Below are 21,401 nucleotides of genomic sequence, written 5' to 3'. Positions count from 1 at the left end.
GGCGCCCTGCCCCATCAGACACTCCGGGCAGCGCCATGTTGTGACATCCATCTCCGAGGCTCATACCATGACTTCTCTGGCATCTGAACGTAGCTGGCTGCTGGACCCCAGCGTGCTGAAACTGGTTCACCAGTGCCGCCGCCTGATTCACACGGAATTCGGCGTCAAACTGCACCTCACGGAAGAGCATCTGGAACAGCAACTGGCCGATTACGCAGGAAAAACTCGCTCCAGCCAACTTACACGTACATGGCAAACCCTCAAGGAACAGGTTCCACAGCTGAATATCGAACCGGAGGAAGAAGACGACGGCCTGAAGCGGAACTATCGAGGCCAGGTAATCGCCGATGCGCCAACGTCGTCAGCACAGGAACACGAGGGGGGAGAAATCGACCCGCCACGGAAGAAGAAGGTCATCTACCGCGGCCAGGTGGTTGGCTGACCAGCCTGGGGGCTGATCAGCGCGGATTCGCGAGCGATCAGAACGACTTGCTGACCTCAATGGATGCGCTCCAGGCGCTTAGCTCGTATTTGCCCTTGAAATAGCTTGGATCTTCGACGCCCGGGGCCAAATTGGCTACTTCGTCCGGGTTGCTGTGTTGGTAATTGCGCTCTGTGAACGTTGGATCATCGGTAAACAACAGCGTTCCCACTGCTGCGTCCAGCGTCCAGCCGCTTTGAGCATCCTTCCACTGAGCGCCCAATGTCAGCCAATGCCGATCACTGGACGGGATACGGGCTGTAAGATAGTCGTCAACAGGCGACTCGTCCCAGGCATAGCCTGCTTTCAGAGCCCACTCAGGAGTTGCCTGCCAGATTCCGCCCAGGTTGAACTGCCAGGTATTTTGCCATTTTTCAGTTACATGACTGAGAATTTCCCCTTCCCGCGGGGCCTGGGTAATCTCACCATTCGCTTCTCGACTGACAATGTCCAACTCCTCGAAGCGACTCCATTTGGCGTACGTCGCTCCCGCAAGTAACGTGACTTGATCAGAAAGATTGTGCCGGACGCCAAAGGTTGCGCTCTCTGGAATAGCCAACGGTACCCTCACTTTCTCCGAAAGCGTAGTGGTTTGACCAGGCATTCCGGGAACCGGAAAGTCGGAGATAGTGGCATTGCCTTTCAAATCAAGCTCGGTACCAGTCTGTGCGCTCAATCCGATCTGGGTTTTCTCAGAAAATTCGTACAGGAAGCCAACCCGGAAGGTCGCTCCGATATCATCGCCCTCTATATCGGCGTAGGGATCCTGAAAACCGCTCACTGTCTGCCGTGCGGCCTGATCTGCCTCCGCAGGAGATGCTCCTTGGCCAATCGCTGCACCGAATGCATCTGGATAAACCTGGGCTGCTACGTCCTGAAATCGGGTTAGTCGACCCTCTGCATATATGAGGTTAATGCCCGCTCCCATCGAAAGGCCTTTGCCATTATTTACTGAGATCGAGGGAGTGAAGGCAATAGCAGTCAATTCGGTTTCGTCAGCAAAGAAACGACCGACAAAGTCATCGTCGTAATCCGCAGCTAAACCATAGGGCGCATGGATGCCAAAACCTACATCAATGGAGTCACTGACTTCATGAGTCATATAAAAGTTCGGCAGAACTGACGGGCCCGCGATATCGCCTCCCAATGAGCCGTCGGCCATTACTTCTTGACCTGGCACATTGCGGCGCGCTTCGGCCTCCTTGGCCTCGGCATCAATATCCAGAACCGCAGCACCAAAAGAAATATTGGTGCCAGACAGCTGACTCATGCCGGCGGGGTTAAACAGAACGGTGGTGGCATTCTCTGGATTGGCGGCGGCACCGGCATTGGCGGTGCCCATGGCACTGGCGCTCTGTTCATTGAGGGAAAAGCCACCGGCCAGAGCGCCGGCAGGTGCGGCGAGCGCCGCGAGGGTAGTCAGACGTACTGCCCGTGAAAGCGTTGAGGATCTATGGTGCATGGTATCTCCTTATTGACTTGCGCGGAGTATACGCAGCACCAACCATTGGCCTCAAATGCCATCCCTAACAGTTCAGGGCCCTAACTTTCTACCACTAAAGTCTAATAATTGCTTCCAGCTCTAGTCGTCCTGGATTGAAAGCTTATCGACGGAGGACGACAACTTGTCCGCCCCCTGGGCGTCAGCACCCAGCTTGATCATCAGGCGCAGGTCGTTGGCAGAGTCCGCATGGGCAAGGGCATCTTCATAGGTGATGGAGCCCTCTGCATACAGCTGATAGAGCGCCTGATCAAAGGTCTGCATGCCCGATTCGTTGGATTTTGACATCAGCTCTTTCAGCCGGTGCACCTCGCCCTTCCGGATCAGGTCCGCCACCAGCGGGGTATTGATCAACACCTCAATGACCGCCTTACGGCCCTTGCCGTCCGGCGTTGGCACCAGTTGCTGGGCCACGATGGCCTTGAGGTTCAACGACAGGTCCATCCAGATCTGGTTGTGCTGCTCCGGCGGGAAGAACTGGATAATCCTGTCCAGCGCCTGGTTGGCGTTGTTGGCGTGCAAGGTGGCCAGACACAGATGACCGGTCTCGGCGAACTGCACGGAATATTCCATGGTCTGCCGCGTACGAACCTCACCGATCAGGATAACGTCGGGCGCCTGACGCAGGGTATTCTTCAGCGCCACTTCAAAGCTGTCGGTATCGATGCCCACCTCACGCTGGGTAACGATACAACCCTGGTGCTGGTGCACAAATTCGATCGGGTCTTCGATGGAGATGATGTGGCCCCGACTGTTGCGATTGCGATGACCCAGCATGGCTGCCAGCGACGTGGACTTACCGGTACCGGTGGCGCCCACGAACATGATCAGGCCACGTTTGGTCATCGCCAGTTCCTTGATAACTTCCGGCAGCGACAGATCATCGATCTGCGGGATCTTCACTTCGATCCGACGCAACACCATGCCGCACAGGTTGCGCTGGAAGAATGCGGACACCCGGAAACGGCCAATGCCCCGGGCACTGATCGCAAAGTTACACTCGTGGGTTTCCTCGAACTCGGCGCGCTGCTTGTCGTTCATGGCGCCGTAGACAAACTCCCTCGTCTGTTCCGGCGTCAACGCGTTCTTGGTGACCGGAAGCACTTTCCCGTTCACCTTCATGCTCGGTGGCACACCCGCGGTAATAAACAGGTCGGAACCGCCCTTTTCAACCATCAGCCGCAACAGCTTTTCGAATTCCATTTTGCTACCTATGCTCTTTTGTCGACGCTTCGAAGACTCCCCGAACATTGTCCGAGGAGCGGGGCGGGTGGCCTTCCCGGGACTGTCTGCAGCATGGATGCTGCAGTCAAGCGTACAGGGACGTATTCACAGCGTGTCCCGGGAAGGCCACCCGCCCTGCTCCCTGCACCCAAACCGAGGCCAGAGAGCAAGAGAGTTAGAAGTTATCCGGCATTTTCGCCTTGGCCCGCGCTGCTTCGCGGGAAATCAGCCCTTTCTGCAGCAACCGCTCCAGACACTGGTCCAGCGTCTGCATGCCCAGGGAACCGCCGGTCTGGATCGACGAATACATCTGCGCGATCTTGTCTTCCCGGATCAGGTTCCGGATGGCCGAGGTGCCGATCATGATCTCGTGTGCCGCAATCCGGCCACCGCCCATTTTCTTCATCAGGGTCTGGGAAATAACCGCCTGCAGGGATTCGGACAGCATCGACCGCACCATGGATTTCTCTTCCGCCGGGAAAACGTCGACAACCCGGTCAATGGTCTTGGCGGCGGAGGTGGTGTGCAGGGTGCCGAATACAAGGTGACCAGTCTCGGCGGCCGTCAGTGCGAGGCGGATGGTTTCCAGATCCCGGAGCTCACCCACCAGAATAATGTCGGGGTCTTCCCGCAGCGCCGAACGCAATGCTTCGTTGAAGCCCAGAGTATCGCGGTGTACTTCCCGCTGGTTCACCAGGCATTTCTTGGAGTCATGCACGAATTCGATGGGGTCCTCAATAGTGAGGACGTGTTCGTAACGGGTGTCGTTGATATAGTCAATCATCGCCGCCAGCGTGGTGGACTTACCGGAGCCGGTTGGGCCGGTCACCAATACCAGGCCTCGGGGCACCGAGGACACATCCTTGAACACCTGGCCCATACCCAGGTCTTCCATGGTCAGGACCTTGGAGGGGATTGTCCGGAACACGGCACCGGCGCCACGGTTCTGGTTAAAGGCGTTAACACGGAAACGAGCGACCCCCGGAACTTCGAAGGAAAAGTCGGTTTCCAGGAATTCCTCGTAGTCCTTTCGCTGCTTGTCGTTCATGATGTCGTAGATCAGCCCGTGGACTTCTTTGTGCTCCATGGGCGGCAGGTTGATGCGGCGTACATCACCATCAACACGAATCATCGGGGGCAGGCCGGCTGAGAGGTGCAAGTCAGACGCACCCTGTTTCGCCGAAAAGGCAAGCAGTTCAGTAATATCCATAGGAATCCTCGGAAGGCTTTTTCTTTTATCCCGGTAGCTTCAGCCCGGCGGAGCCCCGGCGCGGTTCACTTGGCATTTCAGTGACCTGCGGGTAACGTGTCACCGTACAAGTGACAGACCGAGCATGGCAATTTCACACTATGAGCAGCATAGCAGACAACATCGGGAGCGTAACCCGACGCATACAAAAAGCAACATTGCAGGCTGGCCGCGAGCCACAGGCTGTGCATCTGCTGGCCGTCAGCAAGACCCGCCCGCCCGAAGACCTGCGGGAAGCGTTCGCGGCAGGGCAGCATGCGTTTGGTGAGAACTACCTTCAGGAAGCGCTCGAAAAGATGGAAGCGCTGTCTGACCTTGATGGCATCGAATGGCATTTCATCGGCCCGATCCAATCCAACAAGACCCGGCAAATAGCCTCAGCCTTCGCCTGGGTGCACAGCGTTGATCGCCTGAAGATTGCCCGTCGGCTCAGCGAACAGCGGGATGCCGGGCTGCAACCATTGAATATTTGCCTGCAGGTCAACATAAATGAAGAAGAGAGCAAATCCGGCTGCACTCTGGGCGAGCTGCCGGGTCTGGTGGATGAAATTGGCGAATTGCCCAACCTGAAGCTGAGGGGGCTCATGGCCATTCCAGACCCGGATCAGGCCGAAGCCGGGTTGAGAGCCAGCTTTCGAGTGCTGGCCAACACCCTCAAACAACTGCGATCAGACTATCCTGAGGCCGGCCCGCTGGACACACTGTCCATGGGCATGTCCGATGATCTGGAAATCGCGGTTGCAGAGGGCGCCACCTGGGTAAGAGTGGGCACTGCGCTTTTCGGCCAACGGCCGGTAAAGAGCTGAACCGGACGGTTCCTGTTATCATCAGGGCCGGACGTTTAACCGATCAACCGGGGAGTTAACCTTGAGCACATCACCAACCATTTCTTTTATTGGCGCCGGCAACATGGCCAGCGCCATCATTGGCGGTATGCTGGATAACGGCTACAAGGCCGGCAATATCTGGGTCAGCGCGCCGGACGACGCTCACCTGCAAACGATCCGCAAGCGTTTCGGGGTCAGCGTAACCACAGACAACCGTTACTGTGCCCAGCAGGCCGACATGGTGGTTCTCGCGGTAAAACCCCAGGTTATGGGAGATGTCTGCCGTGACATAGCGCCAGTGGTTCAGAACACCCGCCCTCTCATGGTATCCATTGCCGCCGGCCTGACGGCCGACACTCTGGACGGCTGGCTTGGCGGCGGGCTGCCACTGGTCCGGGTGATGCCCAACACACCGTCCCTGGTTGGCAAGGGGGCCGCCGGTCTGTTCGCCAACAAAGAGGTGAAAGACAAGCAGAAGAAAATGGTGGAATCGATATTTGAAAGCATCGGCTCCGCGCTCTGGGTCGAGGACGAAAACCTTCTGCATGGCGTTACTGCCCTGTCCGGCAGCGGACCCGCCTACTTCTTCCTGATGCTCGAAGCACTTGAGGAAGCGGCAACCGAAGCCGGCATTGCCGCTGGAACAGCGAGGGCGCTGGCAATCCAGACCATGGCAGGGGCCGCCGAAATGGCGGCGCGGAGTGAGCACGATCCGGGCCAGCTGAAGCGAAATGTAATGTCACCTGGCGGGACCACTGAACAGGCCATTAACACCTTTGAAGAAGGTGGTATGCGGGATCTTGTATCCAGGGCTTACAAGGCAGCGTTCACGCGCTCTGAAGAAATGGCCAAAGAACTGGCTGGCAAACAGTAACCGATAACGGAGATACGGCTTCATGCTGGCAGACATTCTGATTACCATCCTGCTGATCGCATCCACCTTCTACATGACCATTGTTCTACTGCGGTTCATGCTTCAACTGGCCAGGGCAGATTTTTATAATCCGATCTCCCAGTTCGTGGTCAAGGCAACCAATCCGCTACTGCGCCCACTCCGCCGTTTCATTCCGGGCTGGGGGGGTGTCGATGGCGCCTCTCTGGTTCTGGCGGTCATCATTCAGGGCATCACCTTCTTCCTGATACTGGTCGCCCTGAACGGCGGCATTCCCGCAATCAATCCAATCACGCTGCTGGTCTGGGCCGTGCTGAACGTGCTGGATCTGATTGTGAAAATCTATTTCTGGTCAGTTATTGCAGTGGTAGTCGTGAGCTGGATCGCCCCCGGAAGCGGCCATCCGGCAATTCAGCTGGTCGCCCAGATCACCGAGCCGGTGATGCGCCCCGTACGCAACATTATGCCCTCCATGGGAGGCCTGGACCTGTCACCGATTATCGTGTTCCTGATTCTGAACGTGATTTCAGTGGTCATTGAGCATATGAAAATGGCCGCCGGCCTCGGCTCCATCGGGCTTGGTATGTAAACCTCGTCTCAAATATACACTTTGTAACACTTAACCACGAAATCCATAATTGCGAGGCTGCAAACTCAGGATACTGATTTTGCAGCTTTTTTATTGGTCCCCCTTCGGTTTCACCGAATCCCGCCGCCACAGCCCAGCCGCAAACATTGATAGAACAGGATAGTATTACCGGTAATTAATCCGTCACCCGTGAGCACCCCGTTTTGCCCGGGATACCCGGAAGTCGCGCAGAAGGAAAATCCGATGAATCAACAGGGAACTCTGTCGCAGCAGGTAGAGGCTTACCACAACTGGAAGAAAGAGCTGATTCGGCAGATCGGCCGTTACCGGTTATGGCTGCAGGATAACAATCTGTTTTCCGACGACATCAGCACCCGCATCCGGCATGGGCTCGAGTTGCTGATTGAGGATGAGCTGACCATTGCCTTTGTCGGGGAATACTCCCGCGGGAAAACCGAGCTGATCAACGCTCTGTTTTTCTCCGAGTACGGCCAGCGCATGCTGCCTTCCCAGGCAGGCCGCACCACCATGTGCCCCACCGAGCTGTTCTTTGATCGCAGTGCCAACGGAAACTACCTGCTCCTGCTGCCGATTGAAACCCGAACCGGTGACCTGTCCCTTCAGCAACTGCGCAAACAACCGGAACGCTGGGTCAAGCATGAACTGGATGAGCGCGACCCTGAAATCATGCGGGAGGTCCTTGCGGAGGTTGCCCGGGTAAAAAGCGTGCCGCCCGAGGAGGCCCGAGGGCTCGGCTTTGACGAAGGCATGCTGGAACATGATCGCAACAACCCAGGCAATGTTCTGGTGCCGGCCTGGCGCAATGCCCAGATCAGTATCCGGCATCCGCTGTTCGAGCGCGGGTTGCGCATCCTCGACACACCGGGCCTGAACGCCCTGGGCTCCGAGCCGGAGCTGACCATCAGCATGCTGCCCCGTGCCCATGCCGTGATCTTTGTCCTCAGTGCCGATACCGGCGTGACCGCCAGCGACATGACCATCTGGAAAGAGCACATCGACACCCAGCACGCGGATCACCGCGCCGGTCGTTTTGCTGTCCTGAACAAGATTGACGTGCTCTGGGACGACCTGCAGGGGGAGCGTCATACCCACGAGGCCATCGAGCGGGTGCGGGGCTACACCGCCGATCATCTGGGCATGCGCCAGCACGATGTGATCCCGGTTTCCGCTAAACAGGGACTGGTCGCCCGAGTCAAGAAGGACAGCGAGCTTTTCGATCGCTCCAACGTTGGCCAGCTCGAACAACTGATCATCCAGCGCATTCTGATGCACAAGGAGCAGTTGATTACCCAGAGCCTGATCAACGATCTGCTTGGCATGCTCCAGAACAGCCAGGCGGCAATGCAATATCGCCTGGAATCCCTGGAAGAGGAACTCCAGGCCTGTGCCGGCGTGACCATGGACAAGGCTGCCCTGGGCCGCCTGGCAGAACGCGCCCAGAAAGACTACGACTTCTACTACAAAAAACTGATCACACTGCGCTCGAGTCGTCGCCTGATGGACTCCCAGGGCGACCTGTTGAAAAAACTGGTTAGCGAGGATCGTTTCGAAGCCCACGCAGAGCGTGTCCGCACGAGCATGTCGAAAAGCTGGACCACCGCAGGCATGAACCGGGCCATGGACCAGTTCTTCGAACTGCTTGAGAGCGACCTGACCAACCTGCTCAGCGAAGGACACCTGGCCGAAAAAATGGTGGGCGCCATCTATCGCCGCTACAACGAAGACAACCGTGCCCGCCATCTGGAACCCATCCCGCTTCGGGCAGGCCGCCACGTCATTGCCATCCGCGAGCTGCGCAAAAAAGCCCGCCGCTTCCGCATCAGCCCGAAAAACCTTCTGACCGAACAGTCCGTTCTGGTTCGCCGCTTCTTCAATGTGATGGTGGGCGAAGCCCGCACGTTGCACGCCCGCGTGCGTCAGGATGTGGAACGCTGGCCTTCAGAGGCGCTTCTGCCGATCATGCAGTACTCCATGGAACAGAAACAACTGCTCGAACATCAGATCCGGCGCCTGCGCGACATGGTCCGCAATGACAGGGACAGCCGGGCCGAGCGCCAGCGCCTGAACCACACCATTACCGATCTTCGCAAACAGCTTGAACTGGCCGATGCCATGCAGCGCCAGATTCGTAAACCGGCCCCGACATTGATCCAGCAAAAAGTGGTGAACATCTCCGGGGCCGTCTGAGCCCCGCGAGAGCAACCATGCAGGCGGTTGCAGCCATCACGCCCCGGCTTTAAACTGCTGGGCTGGCGATGGCTTTGTCATTGCTTTTCCAGACACTTACGGATCGAATCAGGAACCACGCGCGCCGATGCCCGATACCCTGCCTGCGGATTCTGTTGGGATTGTCACCCCGCAGACCTATCATTTCGACGCTCCCATCGATCTGGCCTGCGGCCAGACCCTGGAAAACTATGACCTTGTGGTGGAAACCTACGGCACACTGAATGCCGATGCCAGCAACGCAGTTCTCATCTGCCACGCCTTAAGCGGCCACCACCATGCAGCCGGTTATCATTCGTCCGAAGACCGCAAGCCAGGCTGGTGGGACAGCTGCATTGGCCCGGGGAAACCCATTGACACCGAACGGTTCTTCGTCGTCAGCCTGAATAACCTTGGTGGCTGCCACGGCAGCACCGGCCCGAACAGTATCAACCCCAGGACCGGCAAGCCTTTCGGTCCGGAGTTTCCGGTCATCACTGTCGGCGATTGGGTCAAGAGCCAGGCAGTGCTGGCAGACCGGCTTGGCATCGAATGCTGGGCCGCCGTTGTGGGCGGCTCCCTCGGTGGCATGCAGGCCCTGCAGTGGAGCCTGGACTATCCCGACCGCCTGCGGCATGCCGTGGTCATTGCTTCCACGCCCCGGCTGACCGCGCAGAATATCGCCTTCAATGAAGTGGCGCGACAGGCGATCACGTCAGACCGGGAGTTTCACGACGGCCGTTACTACGACTTTGACACCGTTCCACGCCGAGGCCTGATGCTGGCGCGAATGGTCGGGCACATCACCTACCTGTCTGATGCATCCATGGGGGAGAAGTTCGGCCGCGAACTTCGCGACCAGGCCTACAAGTTCGGATATGACGCGGAATTTCAGGTTGAGAGCTACCTGCGCTATCAGGGCGAACGCTTCTCCGAATCCTTCGACGCCAACACCTATCTGCTGATGACCCGGGCACTGGATTATTTTGATCCGGCGTATGAGTTTGGTGGCGACCTTTCGAAGGCGCTTGCCACGGCCAGCTGCGAATACCTGGTGCTGTCCTTCAGCACCGATTGGCGATTCACCCCCGCCCGTTCGGAGGAAATGGTCAACGCCATGATTGCTGCACGCAGAAAGGTCAGCTATGCCGAAGTGGATGCCCCCTGGGGCCACGATGCCTTTCTGATTCCAACCCCGAGATACACCGATATTTTCAATGCCTACATGGACCGCGTGGCACGGGAGGTCGGCGCATGAGACCGGATCTCGAAATCATTCAGCAGTGGGTTCAGCCCGGCCACCACGTTCTGGATCTGGGTTGCGGCGATGGCACCCTGCTCGACTTTCTCCAGCGGGAACGGGGCGCCAGCGGCTTCGGCCTTGAAATAAACCCGGACCATATCACCACCTGCATGGGCCGGGGAGTCGCGGTCATTGAGCAGAACCTGGACACCCAGGGGCTGGGCAACTTTGATGATGGCAGCTTCGATATCGTCCTGATGACCCAGGCACTCCAAGCAGTTCGGCGACCAGACAAGGTCCTGGATGAGATGCTTCGGGTGGGCAGTGAAGGGATCGTTACCTTCCCGAACTTTGCCCACTGGCGACTGCGTTGGGGGCTGACCCTGAGCGGACGTATGCCCGAATCCGAGGCGCTGCCGTATAAATGGTATAACACGCCCAACATCCGTCTGTGCACCTTCAAGGATTTCGAGGCCCTGTGCCGGCAGAAAGGCATCAGGATCAAAAGCCGACGGGTGGTAGACGGCCAGCATCAGAACAGTTGGCTGGCGCGCCTGTGGCCGAATTTGTTGGGTGAAATTGCCATTTACCGCATCACACGGGAGACCTAGCAATGATCGCAAAAACCGTTTCCGCATTCCGGAACCTTCTGACCATCGCATTGATTGGTCTGTTCAGCCTTCAGGCCCAGGCGGGCTCGCAGGATTTCGGGGATTACAAAGTGCTCTGGAGTGTCCTGCCCAGCACGTTCCTGGACCCTGAAGTGGCCAAAGCCAACAATCTGCAGCGGAGCAAGGGCATTGGCATCATCAATATCTCCATCATGGAAGAAAACGAAGACGGCACCATGTCTCCGGTAAGCGGACAGGTAGAGGGCAAGGTGTCCAACGATGTTCAGCAGGTTCGATTCCTGGCGTTCCGCCGTATTCAGGAAGGTGATTCGGTTTACTTTATTGCCGAGTACCAGTACTCCTCCGGTGAGCTGATGACGTTCAACATCACCGCGCGCCCTACCGGCCACCAACAGGACCTGACCATAAGATTTGCTCACTCACTGTTCAGCGACTAAGCCTTTATGACCAACAGACTTGTCATCGCCAGCAATAACAAAGGCAAAATCGCCGAACTGACTGACCTGCTCGCCCCACTGGGCATGACACCGATTGCCCAGGGGGAACTTGGAGTCAGCGAAGCCGAGGAGCCGGCCGTTACGTTTGTCGAGAATGCGATTCTAAAGGCCCGCCACGCCGCGCGGGCAACCGGGCTTCCAGCTCTGGCGGACGACAGTGGCCTGGCAGTGGATGCCCTCGGGGGCCGACCGGGCGTCCGCTCGGCCCGTTTTGCCGGCGACGATGCCACCGATCAGGATAATGTGAACGCCCTGCTCGCTGCCATGGCCGACATCCCCGACGGGCAACGGGGCGCCCAGTTCCATTGCGTACTGGTGTACCTGCGCCACGCCGACGACCCAACACCCATCATCTGCCATGGCCGCTGGCCGGGTTCGATACTGAGAGCGCCCGCCGGCGACGGCGGTTTTGGCTATGACCCGGTGTTCCTGGCGCCCGAGCATGAGTGCAGCGCCGCCGAGCTGACCCGCTCCGCGAAAAGCGACATCAGCCATCGCGGTCGCGCACTGAGAATTCTGGTGGAACAGCTCAGGGCAGAGGCCTGAGCCGGGTGCAAGACTCTGAGCCGGAGAACGCCCAAAGACCAGCGGCGGTACGCCCGCCCCTGAGCCTGTACATCCACGTGCCCTGGTGCGTGCGCAAGTGTCCCTATTGTGATTTCAACTCCCATGCCTTTACCGGGAGTATTCCCGAATCCGCCTATCTGGAAGCCCTGCTCGAAGACCTTGATCAGGATCTGAACCTGACCACAGAACGTTCCATAGAAACCGTATTCATCGGTGGCGGCACCCCCTCCCTGATGAGCGGCCAATTCTACGATCAACTGTTTCGTGAATTGCGGGCCAGGCTTTCCTTTGCGGTGGATGCCGAGATCACCCTGGAAGCCAACCCGGGGACACTGGAAGCCGGCCGCTTCGACGCCTTCCGAAATGCGGGGATCAACCGGCTGTCCATCGGCGTCCAGAGCTTCAACCCAGGCCACCTGAAAGCACTGGGAAGAATTCATGACGCGGATTCCGCCCACCGGGCCATCGGCGCCGCCCGCAAGGCCGGCTTTGACAATTTCAACATCGACCTGATGCACGGACTGCCGGGCCAGACCCCGGAGCAGGCCATAGAGGATATTCAGACAGCGCTGGAGCACGAGCCACCGCACCTGTCCTGGTATCAACTGACTCTGGAGCCGAATACCGAGTTTTACAGCCGGCCTCCAGATCTGCCGGACGATGATCATCTCTGGGAGATCTATCGTCAGGGTTCAGAGCACCTGTACGAGCGTGGCTTTCGCGACTATGAAGTGTCAGCCTGGTGCCGCGAGGGGATGGCCTCTCGTCACAATCTCAACTACTGGACTTTCGGGGACTATCTGGCACTCGGTGCTGGCGCCCATGGCAAGATCAGTCTGGCCGATGGCAGTATCAAGCGATACTGGAAGACCCGCCAGCCTGAAGCCTACCTGAACCGGATCGGGAGCCGCACCGCTGGAACAGATGCCATAGCCGCAGAAGATCTGCCTCTGGAGTTCCTGATGAATGCTCTCAGGCTCAAAGAAGGAGTGGATGAGAACCTTTTTTCTGAGCGAACGGGTTTACCCCTGACAACAGTTGGGGTAAAACTTGAAATACTGCGGAATGAGAAACTGTTGGTAAAAGATCGGCTCCAGGCAACTGGCCTGGGCCAGCGATACCTGAACAGCCTGTTGGAGCGTTTTCTGTAATGGTCCCTGCACACGGAGTGGCAGCCTTTCCCAAAAGCCTGAAGGCGAGTCTGGTGGTAACGGCGTTGCTGCTGTTCGCCCTGCTTATGCTCAACCAACCGTTGCAGACGGCTTCCGCACCTCAGGGTATCGTCAGCTACCAGCTGGCCGGTTCCGCGGACCAGGCACACGCCATCCTTCGCAGCTGGCGCAGTGAAGGTGTTGCCTGGGCCAGGGTTTCCCTATGGTTGGACTTCCTGTTTATTCCGGCCTACATGCTCGCCCTGATACATCTGACGAGACATTTCACGCGAGATCGCCCCGGAGTGCGTGAGCGGATGGTGGCTAGATGGATTCGTGCCTTGTTCGTCACTGCCGGCTTCAGTGATGCCGCAGAGAACATCCTGTTGCTGAACAATTTCAATCCGCCCACGGATGCGATAAGCCTGTCGGCAACCCTGTGCGCGCTGATCAAGTTCACGGCACTCACGCTTGGCATTGCCGGACTGGTGATTATCCGGGCGTCCCGGCGCCATCCACTGGCTCATCACTAACGCCCTCTCACCAGCGATCAGTTGGTCCGGTAGAACAACAGATCCCAGACGCCGTGACCCAGGCTTTCGCCCCGCTTTTCAAACTTGGTGATGGGGCGGTCGTCGGGCCGTGGTGAATAGCCGCCAGACTGCTGGGTGTTGGCAAAGCCTTCGGACTCTTTCATTACCTCAAGCATGTGTTCAGCGTAGTTTTCCCAGTCCGTAGCCAAGTGCAGTATGCCGCCCACTCTCAGCTTGTGACGGACCCGCTGGACAAACTCGTGCTGGATCAGCCGGCGCTTGTGATGCTTCTTCTTGTGCCAGGGATCCGGGAAAAACACCATCACCCGGTCCAGACAGGCGTCCGGCAAACAAAGATCAATCACATCGTTGGCATCAATGCTGTAAATCCGGACATTCTCCAGGCCGCGATCCTCGACCTCCTTGAGCAGTGCGCCCACACCCGGCTGGTGCACTTCAACGCCAATAAAATCCTGTTCGGGAGCCGCTTCAGCCATTTCCGCCAGCGAACGACCCATGCCGAACCCGATTTCCAGGTTCAACATGTTATCCCGGCCAAACACTTCGCGCGGGTCGATCATGCCGTCTTCCCGAGTCAGGCCGTACTTTGGCCAGCTCCGCTCGAACGCCTTTTTCTGGCCTTCCGTCATCCGGCCCTGACGCAGAACGAAGCTACGTACGCCACGGCGGGTAGTTACCGGCGATTCGGCGCCAGTGTCTTTCGGATCTTGCGGCTCTTTCTGGTCAGTCATCTGCAATCCTTAACCGCAGGTAGCGGGTCTTGTTAAACGGGATTTGGCAACAGTTTACCAGAGTGGCGCCCGTCAGGCGGAGACCGCCGAGTTGCGACCCTGTTGCCGGTCCATCTGCCGATAACCAAGCGCCTCGACCAGATGGCCCTGACGGAGCTCTTCACACCCCTCCAGATCTGCAAGCGTCCGGGCTACGCGCAATATACGATGCAGCGCCCGGGCTGAAAGCCCCAGCTTTTCCATGGCACCCGAGAGCAACAGTTCACCCTGACGGTCCAACCGGCAGGCGGCGTGCAATCCACGCCCTGACAAGGCTGCGTTCAGGCAGCCTCGCTCTGACTGACGAGCCCTGGCCGACAAAACACGATCCCGGACGGTCTCGCTGGTCTCGCCATCCCCGCCCTGCTGCATCAGTATGTCGCCGCCCTGCACAGGCACCTCCACGTGCAGATCGAAACGGTCCAGCAGGGGGCCGGAAATTTTCGACCGGTAGCGCATAACCTGTTGCGGCGTGCACTGGCACTCAATGGTCGGGTGTCCACTGTAGCCACAGGGACACGGATTCATTGCACCCACCACCTGAAACCGGGCCGGAAAGCTCACCTGCCTTGCCGCCCTGCTGATCGAGATCTCGCCGGTTTCCATCGGCTCCCGCAGCACTTCCAGCACCCGGCGCTCAAACTCCGGTAATTCGTCAAGGAAGAGTACGCCCCGGTGCGCCAGCGAGATTTCCCCCGGCCTCGGGCTGCTGCCACCGCCAACCAGGGCAACCGCCGACGCAGTATGATGGGGCGCCCGGAAAGGTGGTTCGCGCCAGCCCCCGGCCCGCACCGGCAGGCCGGCCACCGAATGCACACTGGCCACTTCCATGGCGGCATCATCGTCCAATCCTGGAAGAATGCCGGGCAAACGACTGGCAAGCATGCTCTTGCCGGTTCCCGGAGGCCCGAAAAACAATAGATTGTGACTGCCCGCTGCGGCCACCTCCAGAGCTCTGCGAGGAACCCGCTGGCCGCGGACATCCGACAGATCCGCGACATCACGGCCGCTGCCCGGCGCTGCCTCCAGTGAGGATCTGGGCAAGGGCACCAGTCGGGCCCGACCACTCAGGTGCTCACACACCGCCAAAAGGTGTCCGGCGGCAAGAACGTCGCCGTGGCTGGCCAGAGCCGCCTCGTCTGCATTGGCGTGGGGGACCAGCAAGGCACGCTCGGCCTGCCGCGCCGCCAATACCGCCGGCAACACACCTTTGAGTGGCCGCAATGCACCATCGAGGGACAATTCACCGAGGAATTCGCAATCGGACAGACTCTCGGCAGGAATCTGGCCTGAAGCCGCCAGAATACCGAGAGCAATCGGCAGATCGAACCGACCGCCCTCTTTGGGCAGGTCCGCTGGCGCAAGATTGATGGTTATTCGTCGGGCGGGGAACTCGAAACCGGCGTTCAGAAGCGCACTACGTACGCGCTCCTTGCTTTCACGTACGCCGGTTTCCGGCAGGCCAACAATCGAGAGTGCGGGCAGCCCTCCCGAGAGATGAACTTCAACGGTGACGGCGGGAGCAGACACGCCAACCGTGGCGCGCGAATGAACGATAGCAAGCATGACAACCTTCCGTGGCAATGACCGTAAACACCTGCCCGGCGTCCTGCCAGGCGGGATCCGGGATCTATTTTTCCTGCAGGGAATTTTCCAGTTCGGCAACCCGCTTCTCGAGTGCATCCACCTTTTCCCGGGTTTTCAGCAAGACCGCCTGCTGCGCGTCAAACTCTTCACGCGTTACCAACTCCAGACGGGAAAGGACTGCCATCACGGTTGCCCGGGCCTGGGTTTCAAAATCCTCGCGCGCAGCGCGGGCCATGTCGGGCACAAACTGACCAAACTGCCCCTGCAGCTGAGCAAAAATATCCTGTGGACCTTTCACACATCACCTCACAAATTCCTGAAATATCCGGCTTCGACTAAAAGAGAGGGTCTGTTGCCGGTTTGCGGGAGTGTATCACACCGCAGCCCCTGCCATACTGTAGGCGGTCGGCCCTATAATAACGGTCGAATGGCCAGGGAGCCCGCTCCAATTTAGCTCACTGGCCGGCTACCTGCTCCATTTTGGTGCGCATCCTTGCGCCATTCTGGAACGCGGATATCGTAGCTGTTTGTTTTTAAATTATTTTTTTGCGTTGGCATACCCGATGCTAAAGCTCTCGTACGCAATCCGCACAATTGGTGTGCGAGGTGGCAGCATCCCGAACTCAACAATCGGCCGACGGGCCCTCACTGTTGGGACGGCTTTACCAAGGAGAAAGCAATGAAACTTGTGACAGCGATCATCAAGCCTTTCAAATTGGATGATGTCCGTGAGGCACTATCCGAGATTGGCGTACAAGGCGTAACCGTCACTGAAGTCAAAGGCTTCGGTCGGCAAAAAGGCCACACAGAACTCTATCGTGGCGCGGAATATGTGGTGGATTTTCTGCCCAAGGTGAAAGTGGAAGTTGCCATTGGCGACAACCTGCTGGACCAGGTCATCGAATCTATCACCAAGGCAGCCAACACCGGAAAGATCGGTGACGGCAAGATCTTCGTGACTGAACTGGAGCAGGCCATCCGGATCCGGACTGGCGAAACCGGCGAAGAAGCGGTCTGAACCAGCTCTGATTTTTCGAACAGCCAACGCAAAAAATTTATAACCTGAAAAGCCTCGTGCGGAGGGCTTCATATGGAAAGCAATCTAAATCACATTTTTGAACTCCAGTATGCGCTGGATACCTTCTACTTCCTGATTTGCGGTGCCCTGGTCATGTGGATGGCCGCTGGCTTCGCCATGCTGGAAGCAGGTCTGGTGCGCGCCAAGAACACCACTGAAATCCTGACCAAAAACGTCGCTCTGTTTGCGGTCGCCTGTACCATGTACCTGATTGTCGGTTACGACATCATGTACGATGGCGGGATCTTCCTGAGCGGCATTACCACCGTTGCTGAAATGGACGACGCAGCTGTTGCCGGCGTTATTGCAGCCTCCACTGAAGCCGGATTCGGCGACATGGGCGAATACAGCGGCGCTTCTGATTTCTTCTTCCAGGTTGTCTTCGTTGCTACCGCCATGTCCATCGTCTCTGGTGCCGTGGCTGAGCGCATGAAGCTCTGGGCCTTCCTGGCATTCGCCGTTGTCATGTGCGGTTTCATCTATCCGATGCAGGGTTCCTGGACCTGGAACGGCGACGCCGTATTCGGTATGTACGAGCTGAGCTACAGCGACTACGCCGGTTCCGGTATTGTGCACATGGCTGGTGCAGCTGCAGCCCTGGCAGGCGTCCTTCTCCTCGGCGCCCGTAAAGGCAAATACGGCTCCAAAGGTGAAATCCGCGCCTTCCCGGGTGCCAACCTGCCGCTGGCCACACTTGGCACCTTCATTCTGTGGATGGGCTGGTTCGGCTTCAACGGCGGCTCTACCCTGAAACTGGGCGGTATTGGTGTCGCCAACGAGGTTGCGAACGTGTTCCTGAACACCAACGCTGCTGCAGCCGGCGGCCTGATTGCGGCCCTGATCGTGGCACGCCTGATGTTCGGCAAGGCCGACCTGACCATGGCCCTGAACGGTGCCCTGGCTGGCCTGGTTGCCATCACTGCAGAGCCTGCAGATCCGTCTCCCCTGCTGGCTACCATCATTGGCGCCATCGGCGGTACCCTGGTGGTCTTCTCCATCGTAACCATGGACAAGCTGCGCATTGACGACCCGGTCGGTGCCATCTCTGTGCACGGTGTGGTGGGCATCTGGGGTATCTTCGCGGTTCTCCTGTCCGACGCAGACGCGACCTTCATGGGTCAGCTGGTCGGCATGCTCACCATCTTCATCTGGGTGTTCGTCACCAGCCTGATCGTCTGGAGCATCCTGAAAGCCGTCATGGGCATCAGGGTTTCCGAGGAAGACGAGTACGAAGGCGTGGATCTGTCCGAGTGTGGTATGGAAGCCTATCCGGAGTTTGTCAGCGGTAAGCAGTAAACCCTGACATCACGAACGAAAAAGGGGCGCCAAACGGCGCCCCTTTTTTTGTCAGCCCCTTTCCTCAGCCTTCTTCCGGGCGGACCTCATCCTCGAGCGCATCCACCATGAACTGCGGCATCGCCAGCGCACCACGATGCACGCCGGCATTGTAATAACGGGTCACAAACGGTCGGTTGTTGGCATCCTCCTCGCGGAAGTATTTGACCGGGTTTTCCTTGCTGGCCATGGTGCAGCTCCACCAGCCTGTAGGATAGACCGGTTGCGGGAATGGCAGAGTCTGCACGTGTTCGAAGCCGGCCTTGCGCATGTCCTCGTGAATCCCCTTGATGATGCTGTCGGTATGCAGCAGCGGTGATTCACTCTGCTGGACAATAATGCCGCCCTCGCGCAGCGCCAGCATGGCATCCCGGTAGAAATCCAGGGCAAACAGGCCCTCCGCGGGGCCAACCGGATCTGTGCTGTCTATGATGATGAGGTCGACACTGTTCGGCTCAATGTCCCGCATCCACTGAATACCGTCGCCGAAGAAGAAGTTGGCGCGCGGATCACTGTTGGCCTCACACAGTTCCGGGAAATACTTTTCCGACATGCGGGTAACCCGCTCATCGATTTCCACCTGCCAGGCTTCCTCGATACCCGGGTGCTTCAGCACTTCCTTCAGGGTCCCACAGTCACCACCGCCTACAATAACCACCTTTTTCGGGTCCCGGTGGGTAAACAGGGCCGGATGGGTCATCATCTCGTGGTACAGGAAGTTATCGCGGGTGGTCAGCATCACACAGCCATCCAGAACCATCAGATTGCCGAAGGTCTCGGTTTCATAAATTTCCAGTTTCTGAAACGGTGTCTGCTCTTCGTGGAGCTTCTTTTTTACCTGCAGGGAGAACGCCGTTCCCTGATCCTGGAATACCTCGGTAAACCAGCCATCATTCAGTGTTGTCATGTTTTGCCTCCCGCTGTGGGCCATGGGCTGTGTCAAAAACGCGTATTGTAGGGGTGTGCCATCGTGAGCTAAAGCGATAATCGCGGCAACCGACCACATATTTTCCGCACCCGGTTCTTTTAGCCCGGGGTGGGAATCCATACAATGGCGGCCAGTGTTTCCTGACAGGATAGCAAGCATGAGCGAAGCCATTGCCACCCCCGCCCACAAGGTCTACAACATTGCCCACTGGAGTGATGGTTATATTGGCGTCAATGACAAAGGCCAGGTGCTGATCCGCCCGGACCGGGGCCACAGTCCGGCCAGGATCAATCTGCCGGAACTGACCCGGACGCTGACCGAATCCGGGGTTCAGTTGCCGGTGCTGGTGCGCTTCGTTGATATCCTCCACGACCGGGTCAACAAACTGTGCAACGCCTTTAACAAGGTGGCCAAGGAACACGCTTACCAGGGTCGCTACACGGCGGTCTATCCGATCAAGGTCAACCAGCAGCGCCGGGTGGTCGAGGAACTGCTGGCCGCAGAGCCCGCGGCCTCGAATGGACAGATCGGCCTTGAGGCCGGCAGCAAGCCCGAGCTGATGGCGGTGCTGGCCCTGTCGCAACAACCGGGGTCGGTCATCGTCTGTAATGGTTACAAGGACCGCGAATACATTCGCCTGGCCCTTATTGGCCAGACACTGGGCCACCGGGTGTTCATTGTGGTGGAGAAAAAGTCGGAGCTGCCACTCATCCTGGAGGAAGCAAAAAGCCTCGGTGTATCGCCCCTGATTGGCGTGCGTGCCCGCCTGGCGACCATCGGCAAGGGCAACTGGCAGAACACCGGCGGTGAAAAGTCCAAGTTCGGACTGTCCGCCAGCCAGGTGCTGGATGTGGTTGACACCCTGCGGGAGGCGGAAGCCCTCCATACCCTCCAACTGCTGCATTTCCACCTTGGCTCCCAGATTGCCAATATCCGTGACATCCAGACCGGCCTCAGGGAATGCGCGCGCTTTTACAGCGAGTTGCGTCAGATGGGCGCCCCGATTGGCACGGTGGATATCGGCGGTGGTCTGGGTGTGGACTACGAGGGCACCCGCTCCCGGAGCAGCTGCTCCATGAACTACAGCGTTTACGAATACGCCTACAACGTAGTGCATGTTCTGCAGGCCGAGTGCGATCGACATGGCATTCCCCACCCGGACCTGATCAGCGAATCCGGCCGAGCCCTGACCGCTCACCATTCGGTACTGGTAACCAACGTGATCGACCGTGAAGCACCGGAGAACCGCGCGCCGAAGCAGCCGGACGATATGGCATCCGCCCCGTTACACGATCTCTGGCGCGACCTGGAAAGCCTGCAGGACGCCAATACGCCGCGTTCACTGGCTGAGATCTACCACGACGTACTTCACGCCATGGCCGATGTTCATGCCCAGTTTGCCCACGGCGTACTCTCCCTGCAGGAACGGGCGGATGCCGAAACGCTGTACACCCGCTGCTGCCGGTTGCTTCGGGATCAGCTGGACAGCAGCAACCGGGCCCATCGGGAAATCATCGACGAGCTCAATGAGAAACTGGCCGAGAAGCTGTTCGTGAATTTCTCCCTGTTCCAGTCACTGCCGGACGTCTGGGGCATCGACCAGATCTTCCCCGTCATGCCGGTGAACGGCCTGGACCGCCCCCTGAACAGACGGGCGGTGATACAGGACATTACCTGTGATTCGGACGGCCGAATCGACCGTTACGTGGATGGTCAGGGCACCGAAACCACCCTGCCATTACCTGAGGAGAAAGCGGGCGAGCCGCTGCTGATGGGCTTTTTCATGACCGGGGCCTATCAGGAAATTCTGGGGGACATGCACAATCTGTTCGGAGACACCCATTCTGTGGATGTCCGCCTGACAGCAGCGGGCGGCCACGAGATCAGCAAGCCCATCACCGGCGATACCGTGGCGAAGGTTCTGCGCTACGTAAACTTTGAACCGGGTGCCCTGCTGGAGGCCTATCGGCGCAAATTCGCTGCTTCTGCCCTGACACCAGACACCCAGTCAGCGCTGCTGGCCGAGCTTGCCGCCGGGCTGGATGGCTACACCTACCTGGAAGAATAAAT

The 21,401-nt window shown here is 58.3% G+C and carries 21 protein-coding genes; 14 read left to right on the top strand and 7 right to left on the bottom strand.

Translation table 11 applies throughout. The annotated features are described in order from the left end of the window. Positions 1-67 precede the first annotated feature (67 nt). Complete coding sequence (locus tag ACESMK_RS03695; protein ID WP_372995356.1) at positions 68-442, top strand: hypothetical protein; 375 nt, start codon at positions 68-70, stop codon at positions 440-442. Positions 443-479: 37 nt separating this feature from the next. Here the strand turns inward: ACESMK_RS03695 and ACESMK_RS03690 are convergent, their stop codons facing one another. The 3 genes from ACESMK_RS03690 to ACESMK_RS03680 all read right to left on the bottom strand — a co-directional run bounded on the left by ACESMK_RS03690 (position 480) and on the right by ACESMK_RS03680 (position 4,416). Beyond that, complete coding sequence (locus ACESMK_RS03690) at positions 480-1,943, bottom strand: OmpP1/FadL family transporter (protein ID WP_372995354.1); 1,464 nt, start codon at positions 1,941-1,943, stop codon at positions 480-482. A gap of 120 nt (positions 1,944-2,063) precedes the next feature. Next, positions 2,064-3,185: a PilT/PilU family type 4a pilus ATPase gene (locus ACESMK_RS03685; protein ID WP_372995352.1), complete on the bottom strand. Its 1,122-nt coding sequence runs from the start codon at positions 3,183-3,185 to the stop codon at positions 2,064-2,066. Between the two features lie 196 nt (positions 3,186-3,381). Further along, positions 3,382-4,416, bottom strand: a complete 1,035-nt coding sequence (locus ACESMK_RS03680; protein ID WP_008174189.1) for a type IV pilus twitching motility protein PilT — start codon at positions 4,414-4,416, stop codon at positions 3,382-3,384. Positions 4,417-4,556: 140 nt separating this feature from the next. Here ACESMK_RS03680 and ACESMK_RS03675 point away from each other — a divergent pair, with 140 nt between their 5' ends. The 10 genes from ACESMK_RS03675 (at position 4,557) to ACESMK_RS03630 (ending at position 13,612) form a co-directional block, all read left to right on the top strand. After that, positions 4,557-5,261, top strand: coding sequence for a YggS family pyridoxal phosphate-dependent enzyme (locus ACESMK_RS03675; RefSeq protein WP_372995350.1), 705 nt, complete (start codon positions 4,557-4,559; stop codon positions 5,259-5,261). A gap of 61 nt (positions 5,262-5,322) precedes the next feature. After that, complete coding sequence (proC, locus tag ACESMK_RS03670; RefSeq protein WP_372995348.1) at positions 5,323-6,156, top strand: pyrroline-5-carboxylate reductase; 834 nt, start codon at positions 5,323-5,325, stop codon at positions 6,154-6,156. Positions 6,157-6,178: 22 nt separating this feature from the next. Then, entirely contained in the window at positions 6,179-6,763 is a 585-nt protein-coding gene (locus ACESMK_RS03665) for a YggT family protein (RefSeq protein WP_372995346.1), read from the top strand. Positions 6,764-7,006: 243 nt separating this feature from the next. Continuing rightward, positions 7,007-8,971 carry a dynamin family protein gene (locus tag ACESMK_RS03660; protein ID WP_372995344.1) on the top strand — a complete coding sequence of 655 codons (1,965 nt, stop codon included), beginning with the start codon at positions 7,007-7,009 and terminating at the stop codon, positions 8,969-8,971. A gap of 127 nt (positions 8,972-9,098) precedes the next feature. Beyond that, positions 9,099-10,247 (top strand): homoserine O-succinyltransferase MetX, encoded by a 1,149-nt coding sequence (locus ACESMK_RS03655; protein ID WP_372995342.1) that lies wholly within the window; start codon positions 9,099-9,101, stop codon positions 10,245-10,247. Further along, positions 10,244-10,843 (top strand): methionine biosynthesis protein MetW, encoded by a 600-nt coding sequence (metW, locus tag ACESMK_RS03650; protein WP_064228408.1) that lies wholly within the window; start codon positions 10,244-10,246, stop codon positions 10,841-10,843. Before ACESMK_RS03655 ends, metW begins: the two co-directional genes overlap by 4 nt. Positions 10,844-10,845: 2 nt before the next feature. Then, positions 10,846-11,301: a DUF4426 domain-containing protein gene (locus tag ACESMK_RS03645; RefSeq protein ID WP_372995340.1), complete on the top strand. Its 456-nt coding sequence runs from the start codon at positions 10,846-10,848 to the stop codon at positions 11,299-11,301. A 6-nt stretch (positions 11,302-11,307) separates the two neighbouring features. Next, positions 11,308-11,907, top strand: coding sequence for an RdgB/HAM1 family non-canonical purine NTP pyrophosphatase (gene rdgB, locus ACESMK_RS03640; RefSeq protein ID WP_372995338.1), 600 nt, complete (start codon positions 11,308-11,310; stop codon positions 11,905-11,907). Between the two features lie 5 nt (positions 11,908-11,912). Next, positions 11,913-13,079: a radical SAM family heme chaperone HemW gene (gene hemW, locus ACESMK_RS03635; RefSeq protein ID WP_372995336.1), complete on the top strand. Its 1,167-nt coding sequence runs from the start codon at positions 11,913-11,915 to the stop codon at positions 13,077-13,079. After that, the gene (locus ACESMK_RS03630; RefSeq protein WP_372995334.1) at positions 13,079-13,612 is read left to right on the top strand and encodes a hypothetical protein; all 534 of its coding nucleotides are present in this window, start codon (positions 13,079-13,081) and stop codon (positions 13,610-13,612) included. Before hemW ends, ACESMK_RS03630 begins: the two co-directional genes overlap by 1 nt. A gap of 17 nt (positions 13,613-13,629) precedes the next feature. Here ACESMK_RS03630 and trmB read toward each other — a convergent pair whose 3' ends face one another. The 3 genes from trmB to ACESMK_RS03615 form a co-directional block, all read right to left on the bottom strand. Further along, positions 13,630-14,364, bottom strand: a complete 735-nt coding sequence (gene trmB / locus ACESMK_RS03625) for a tRNA (guanosine(46)-N7)-methyltransferase TrmB (RefSeq protein WP_372995332.1) — start codon at positions 14,362-14,364, stop codon at positions 13,630-13,632. A 72-nt stretch (positions 14,365-14,436) separates the two neighbouring features. After that, complete coding sequence (locus ACESMK_RS03620) at positions 14,437-15,969, bottom strand: YifB family Mg chelatase-like AAA ATPase (RefSeq protein ID WP_372995330.1); 1,533 nt, start codon at positions 15,967-15,969, stop codon at positions 14,437-14,439. Positions 15,970-16,033: 64 nt separating this feature from the next. Further along, positions 16,034-16,288: an accessory factor UbiK family protein gene (locus tag ACESMK_RS03615; RefSeq protein ID WP_372995328.1), complete on the bottom strand. Its 255-nt coding sequence runs from the start codon at positions 16,286-16,288 to the stop codon at positions 16,034-16,036. Between the two features lie 381 nt (positions 16,289-16,669). Here ACESMK_RS03615 and glnK point away from each other — a divergent pair, with 381 nt between their 5' ends. After that, entirely contained in the window at positions 16,670-17,008 is a 339-nt protein-coding gene (gene glnK, locus ACESMK_RS03610; RefSeq protein ID WP_004578958.1) for a P-II family nitrogen regulator, read from the top strand. 72 nt (positions 17,009-17,080) lie between these two features. Further along, the gene (locus ACESMK_RS03605) at positions 17,081-18,364 is read left to right on the top strand and encodes an ammonium transporter (protein ID WP_372995326.1); all 1,284 of its coding nucleotides are present in this window, start codon (positions 17,081-17,083) and stop codon (positions 18,362-18,364) included. Between the two features lie 64 nt (positions 18,365-18,428). Here the strand turns inward: ACESMK_RS03605 and speE are convergent, their stop codons facing one another. Then, positions 18,429-19,310 carry a polyamine aminopropyltransferase gene (gene speE, locus ACESMK_RS03600; RefSeq protein ID WP_372995324.1) on the bottom strand — a complete coding sequence of 294 codons (882 nt, stop codon included), beginning with the start codon at positions 19,308-19,310 and terminating at the stop codon, positions 18,429-18,431. Between the two features lie 178 nt (positions 19,311-19,488). Here speE and speA point away from each other — a divergent pair, with 178 nt between their 5' ends. Beyond that, complete coding sequence (gene speA, locus ACESMK_RS03595; protein ID WP_372995322.1) at positions 19,489-21,399, top strand: biosynthetic arginine decarboxylase; 1,911 nt, start codon at positions 19,489-19,491, stop codon at positions 21,397-21,399. Positions 21,400-21,401: the final 2 nt, after the last annotated feature.

Origin of the sequence: Marinobacter sp. (assembly GCF_041687235.1) — a bacterium.
Classification (GTDB): Bacteria; Pseudomonadota; Gammaproteobacteria; order Pseudomonadales; family Oleiphilaceae; genus Marinobacter.
Note: the sequence above shows the minus strand (reverse complement) of the source record. Positions and strands in the feature narration are given on the sequence as shown.

Coding starts and splice junctions, on each gene's coding strand:
- ACESMK_RS03660 (WP_372995344.1), top strand. CDS start 7,007: ATGAATCAACAGGGAACTCTGTCGCAGCAGGTAGAGGCTTACCACAAC.
- rdgB (WP_372995338.1), top strand. CDS start 11,308: ATGACCAACAGACTTGTCATCGCCAGCAATAACAAAGGCAAAATCGCC.
- ACESMK_RS03685 (WP_372995352.1), bottom strand. CDS start 3,185: ATGGAATTCGAAAAGCTGTTGCGGCTGATGGTTGAAAAGGGCGGTTCC.
- speE (WP_372995324.1), bottom strand. CDS start 19,310: ATGACAACACTGAATGATGGCTGGTTTACCGAGGTATTCCAGGATCAG.
- ACESMK_RS03630 (WP_372995334.1), top strand. CDS start 13,079: ATGGTCCCTGCACACGGAGTGGCAGCCTTTCCCAAAAGCCTGAAGGCG.
- ACESMK_RS03645 (WP_372995340.1), top strand. CDS start 10,846: ATGATCGCAAAAACCGTTTCCGCATTCCGGAACCTTCTGACCATCGCA.
- ACESMK_RS03690 (WP_372995354.1), bottom strand. CDS start 1,943: ATGCACCATAGATCCTCAACGCTTTCACGGGCAGTACGTCTGACTACC.
- glnK (WP_004578958.1), top strand. CDS start 16,670: ATGAAACTTGTGACAGCGATCATCAAGCCTTTCAAATTGGATGATGTC.
- speA (WP_372995322.1), top strand. CDS start 19,489: ATGAGCGAAGCCATTGCCACCCCCGCCCACAAGGTCTACAACATTGCC.
- metW (WP_064228408.1), top strand. CDS start 10,244: ATGAGACCGGATCTCGAAATCATTCAGCAGTGGGTTCAGCCCGGCCAC.
- ACESMK_RS03695 (WP_372995356.1), top strand. CDS start 68: ATGACTTCTCTGGCATCTGAACGTAGCTGGCTGCTGGACCCCAGCGTG.
- ACESMK_RS03675 (WP_372995350.1), top strand. CDS start 4,557: ATGAGCAGCATAGCAGACAACATCGGGAGCGTAACCCGACGCATACAA.
- ACESMK_RS03605 (WP_372995326.1), top strand. CDS start 17,081: ATGGAAAGCAATCTAAATCACATTTTTGAACTCCAGTATGCGCTGGAT.
- ACESMK_RS03620 (WP_372995330.1), bottom strand. CDS start 15,969: ATGCTTGCTATCGTTCATTCGCGCGCCACGGTTGGCGTGTCTGCTCCC.
- ACESMK_RS03680 (WP_008174189.1), bottom strand. CDS start 4,416: ATGGATATTACTGAACTGCTTGCCTTTTCGGCGAAACAGGGTGCGTCT.
- ACESMK_RS03655 (WP_372995342.1), top strand. CDS start 9,099: ATGCCCGATACCCTGCCTGCGGATTCTGTTGGGATTGTCACCCCGCAG.
- trmB (WP_372995332.1), bottom strand. CDS start 14,364: ATGACTGACCAGAAAGAGCCGCAAGATCCGAAAGACACTGGCGCCGAA.
- ACESMK_RS03665 (WP_372995346.1), top strand. CDS start 6,179: ATGCTGGCAGACATTCTGATTACCATCCTGCTGATCGCATCCACCTTC.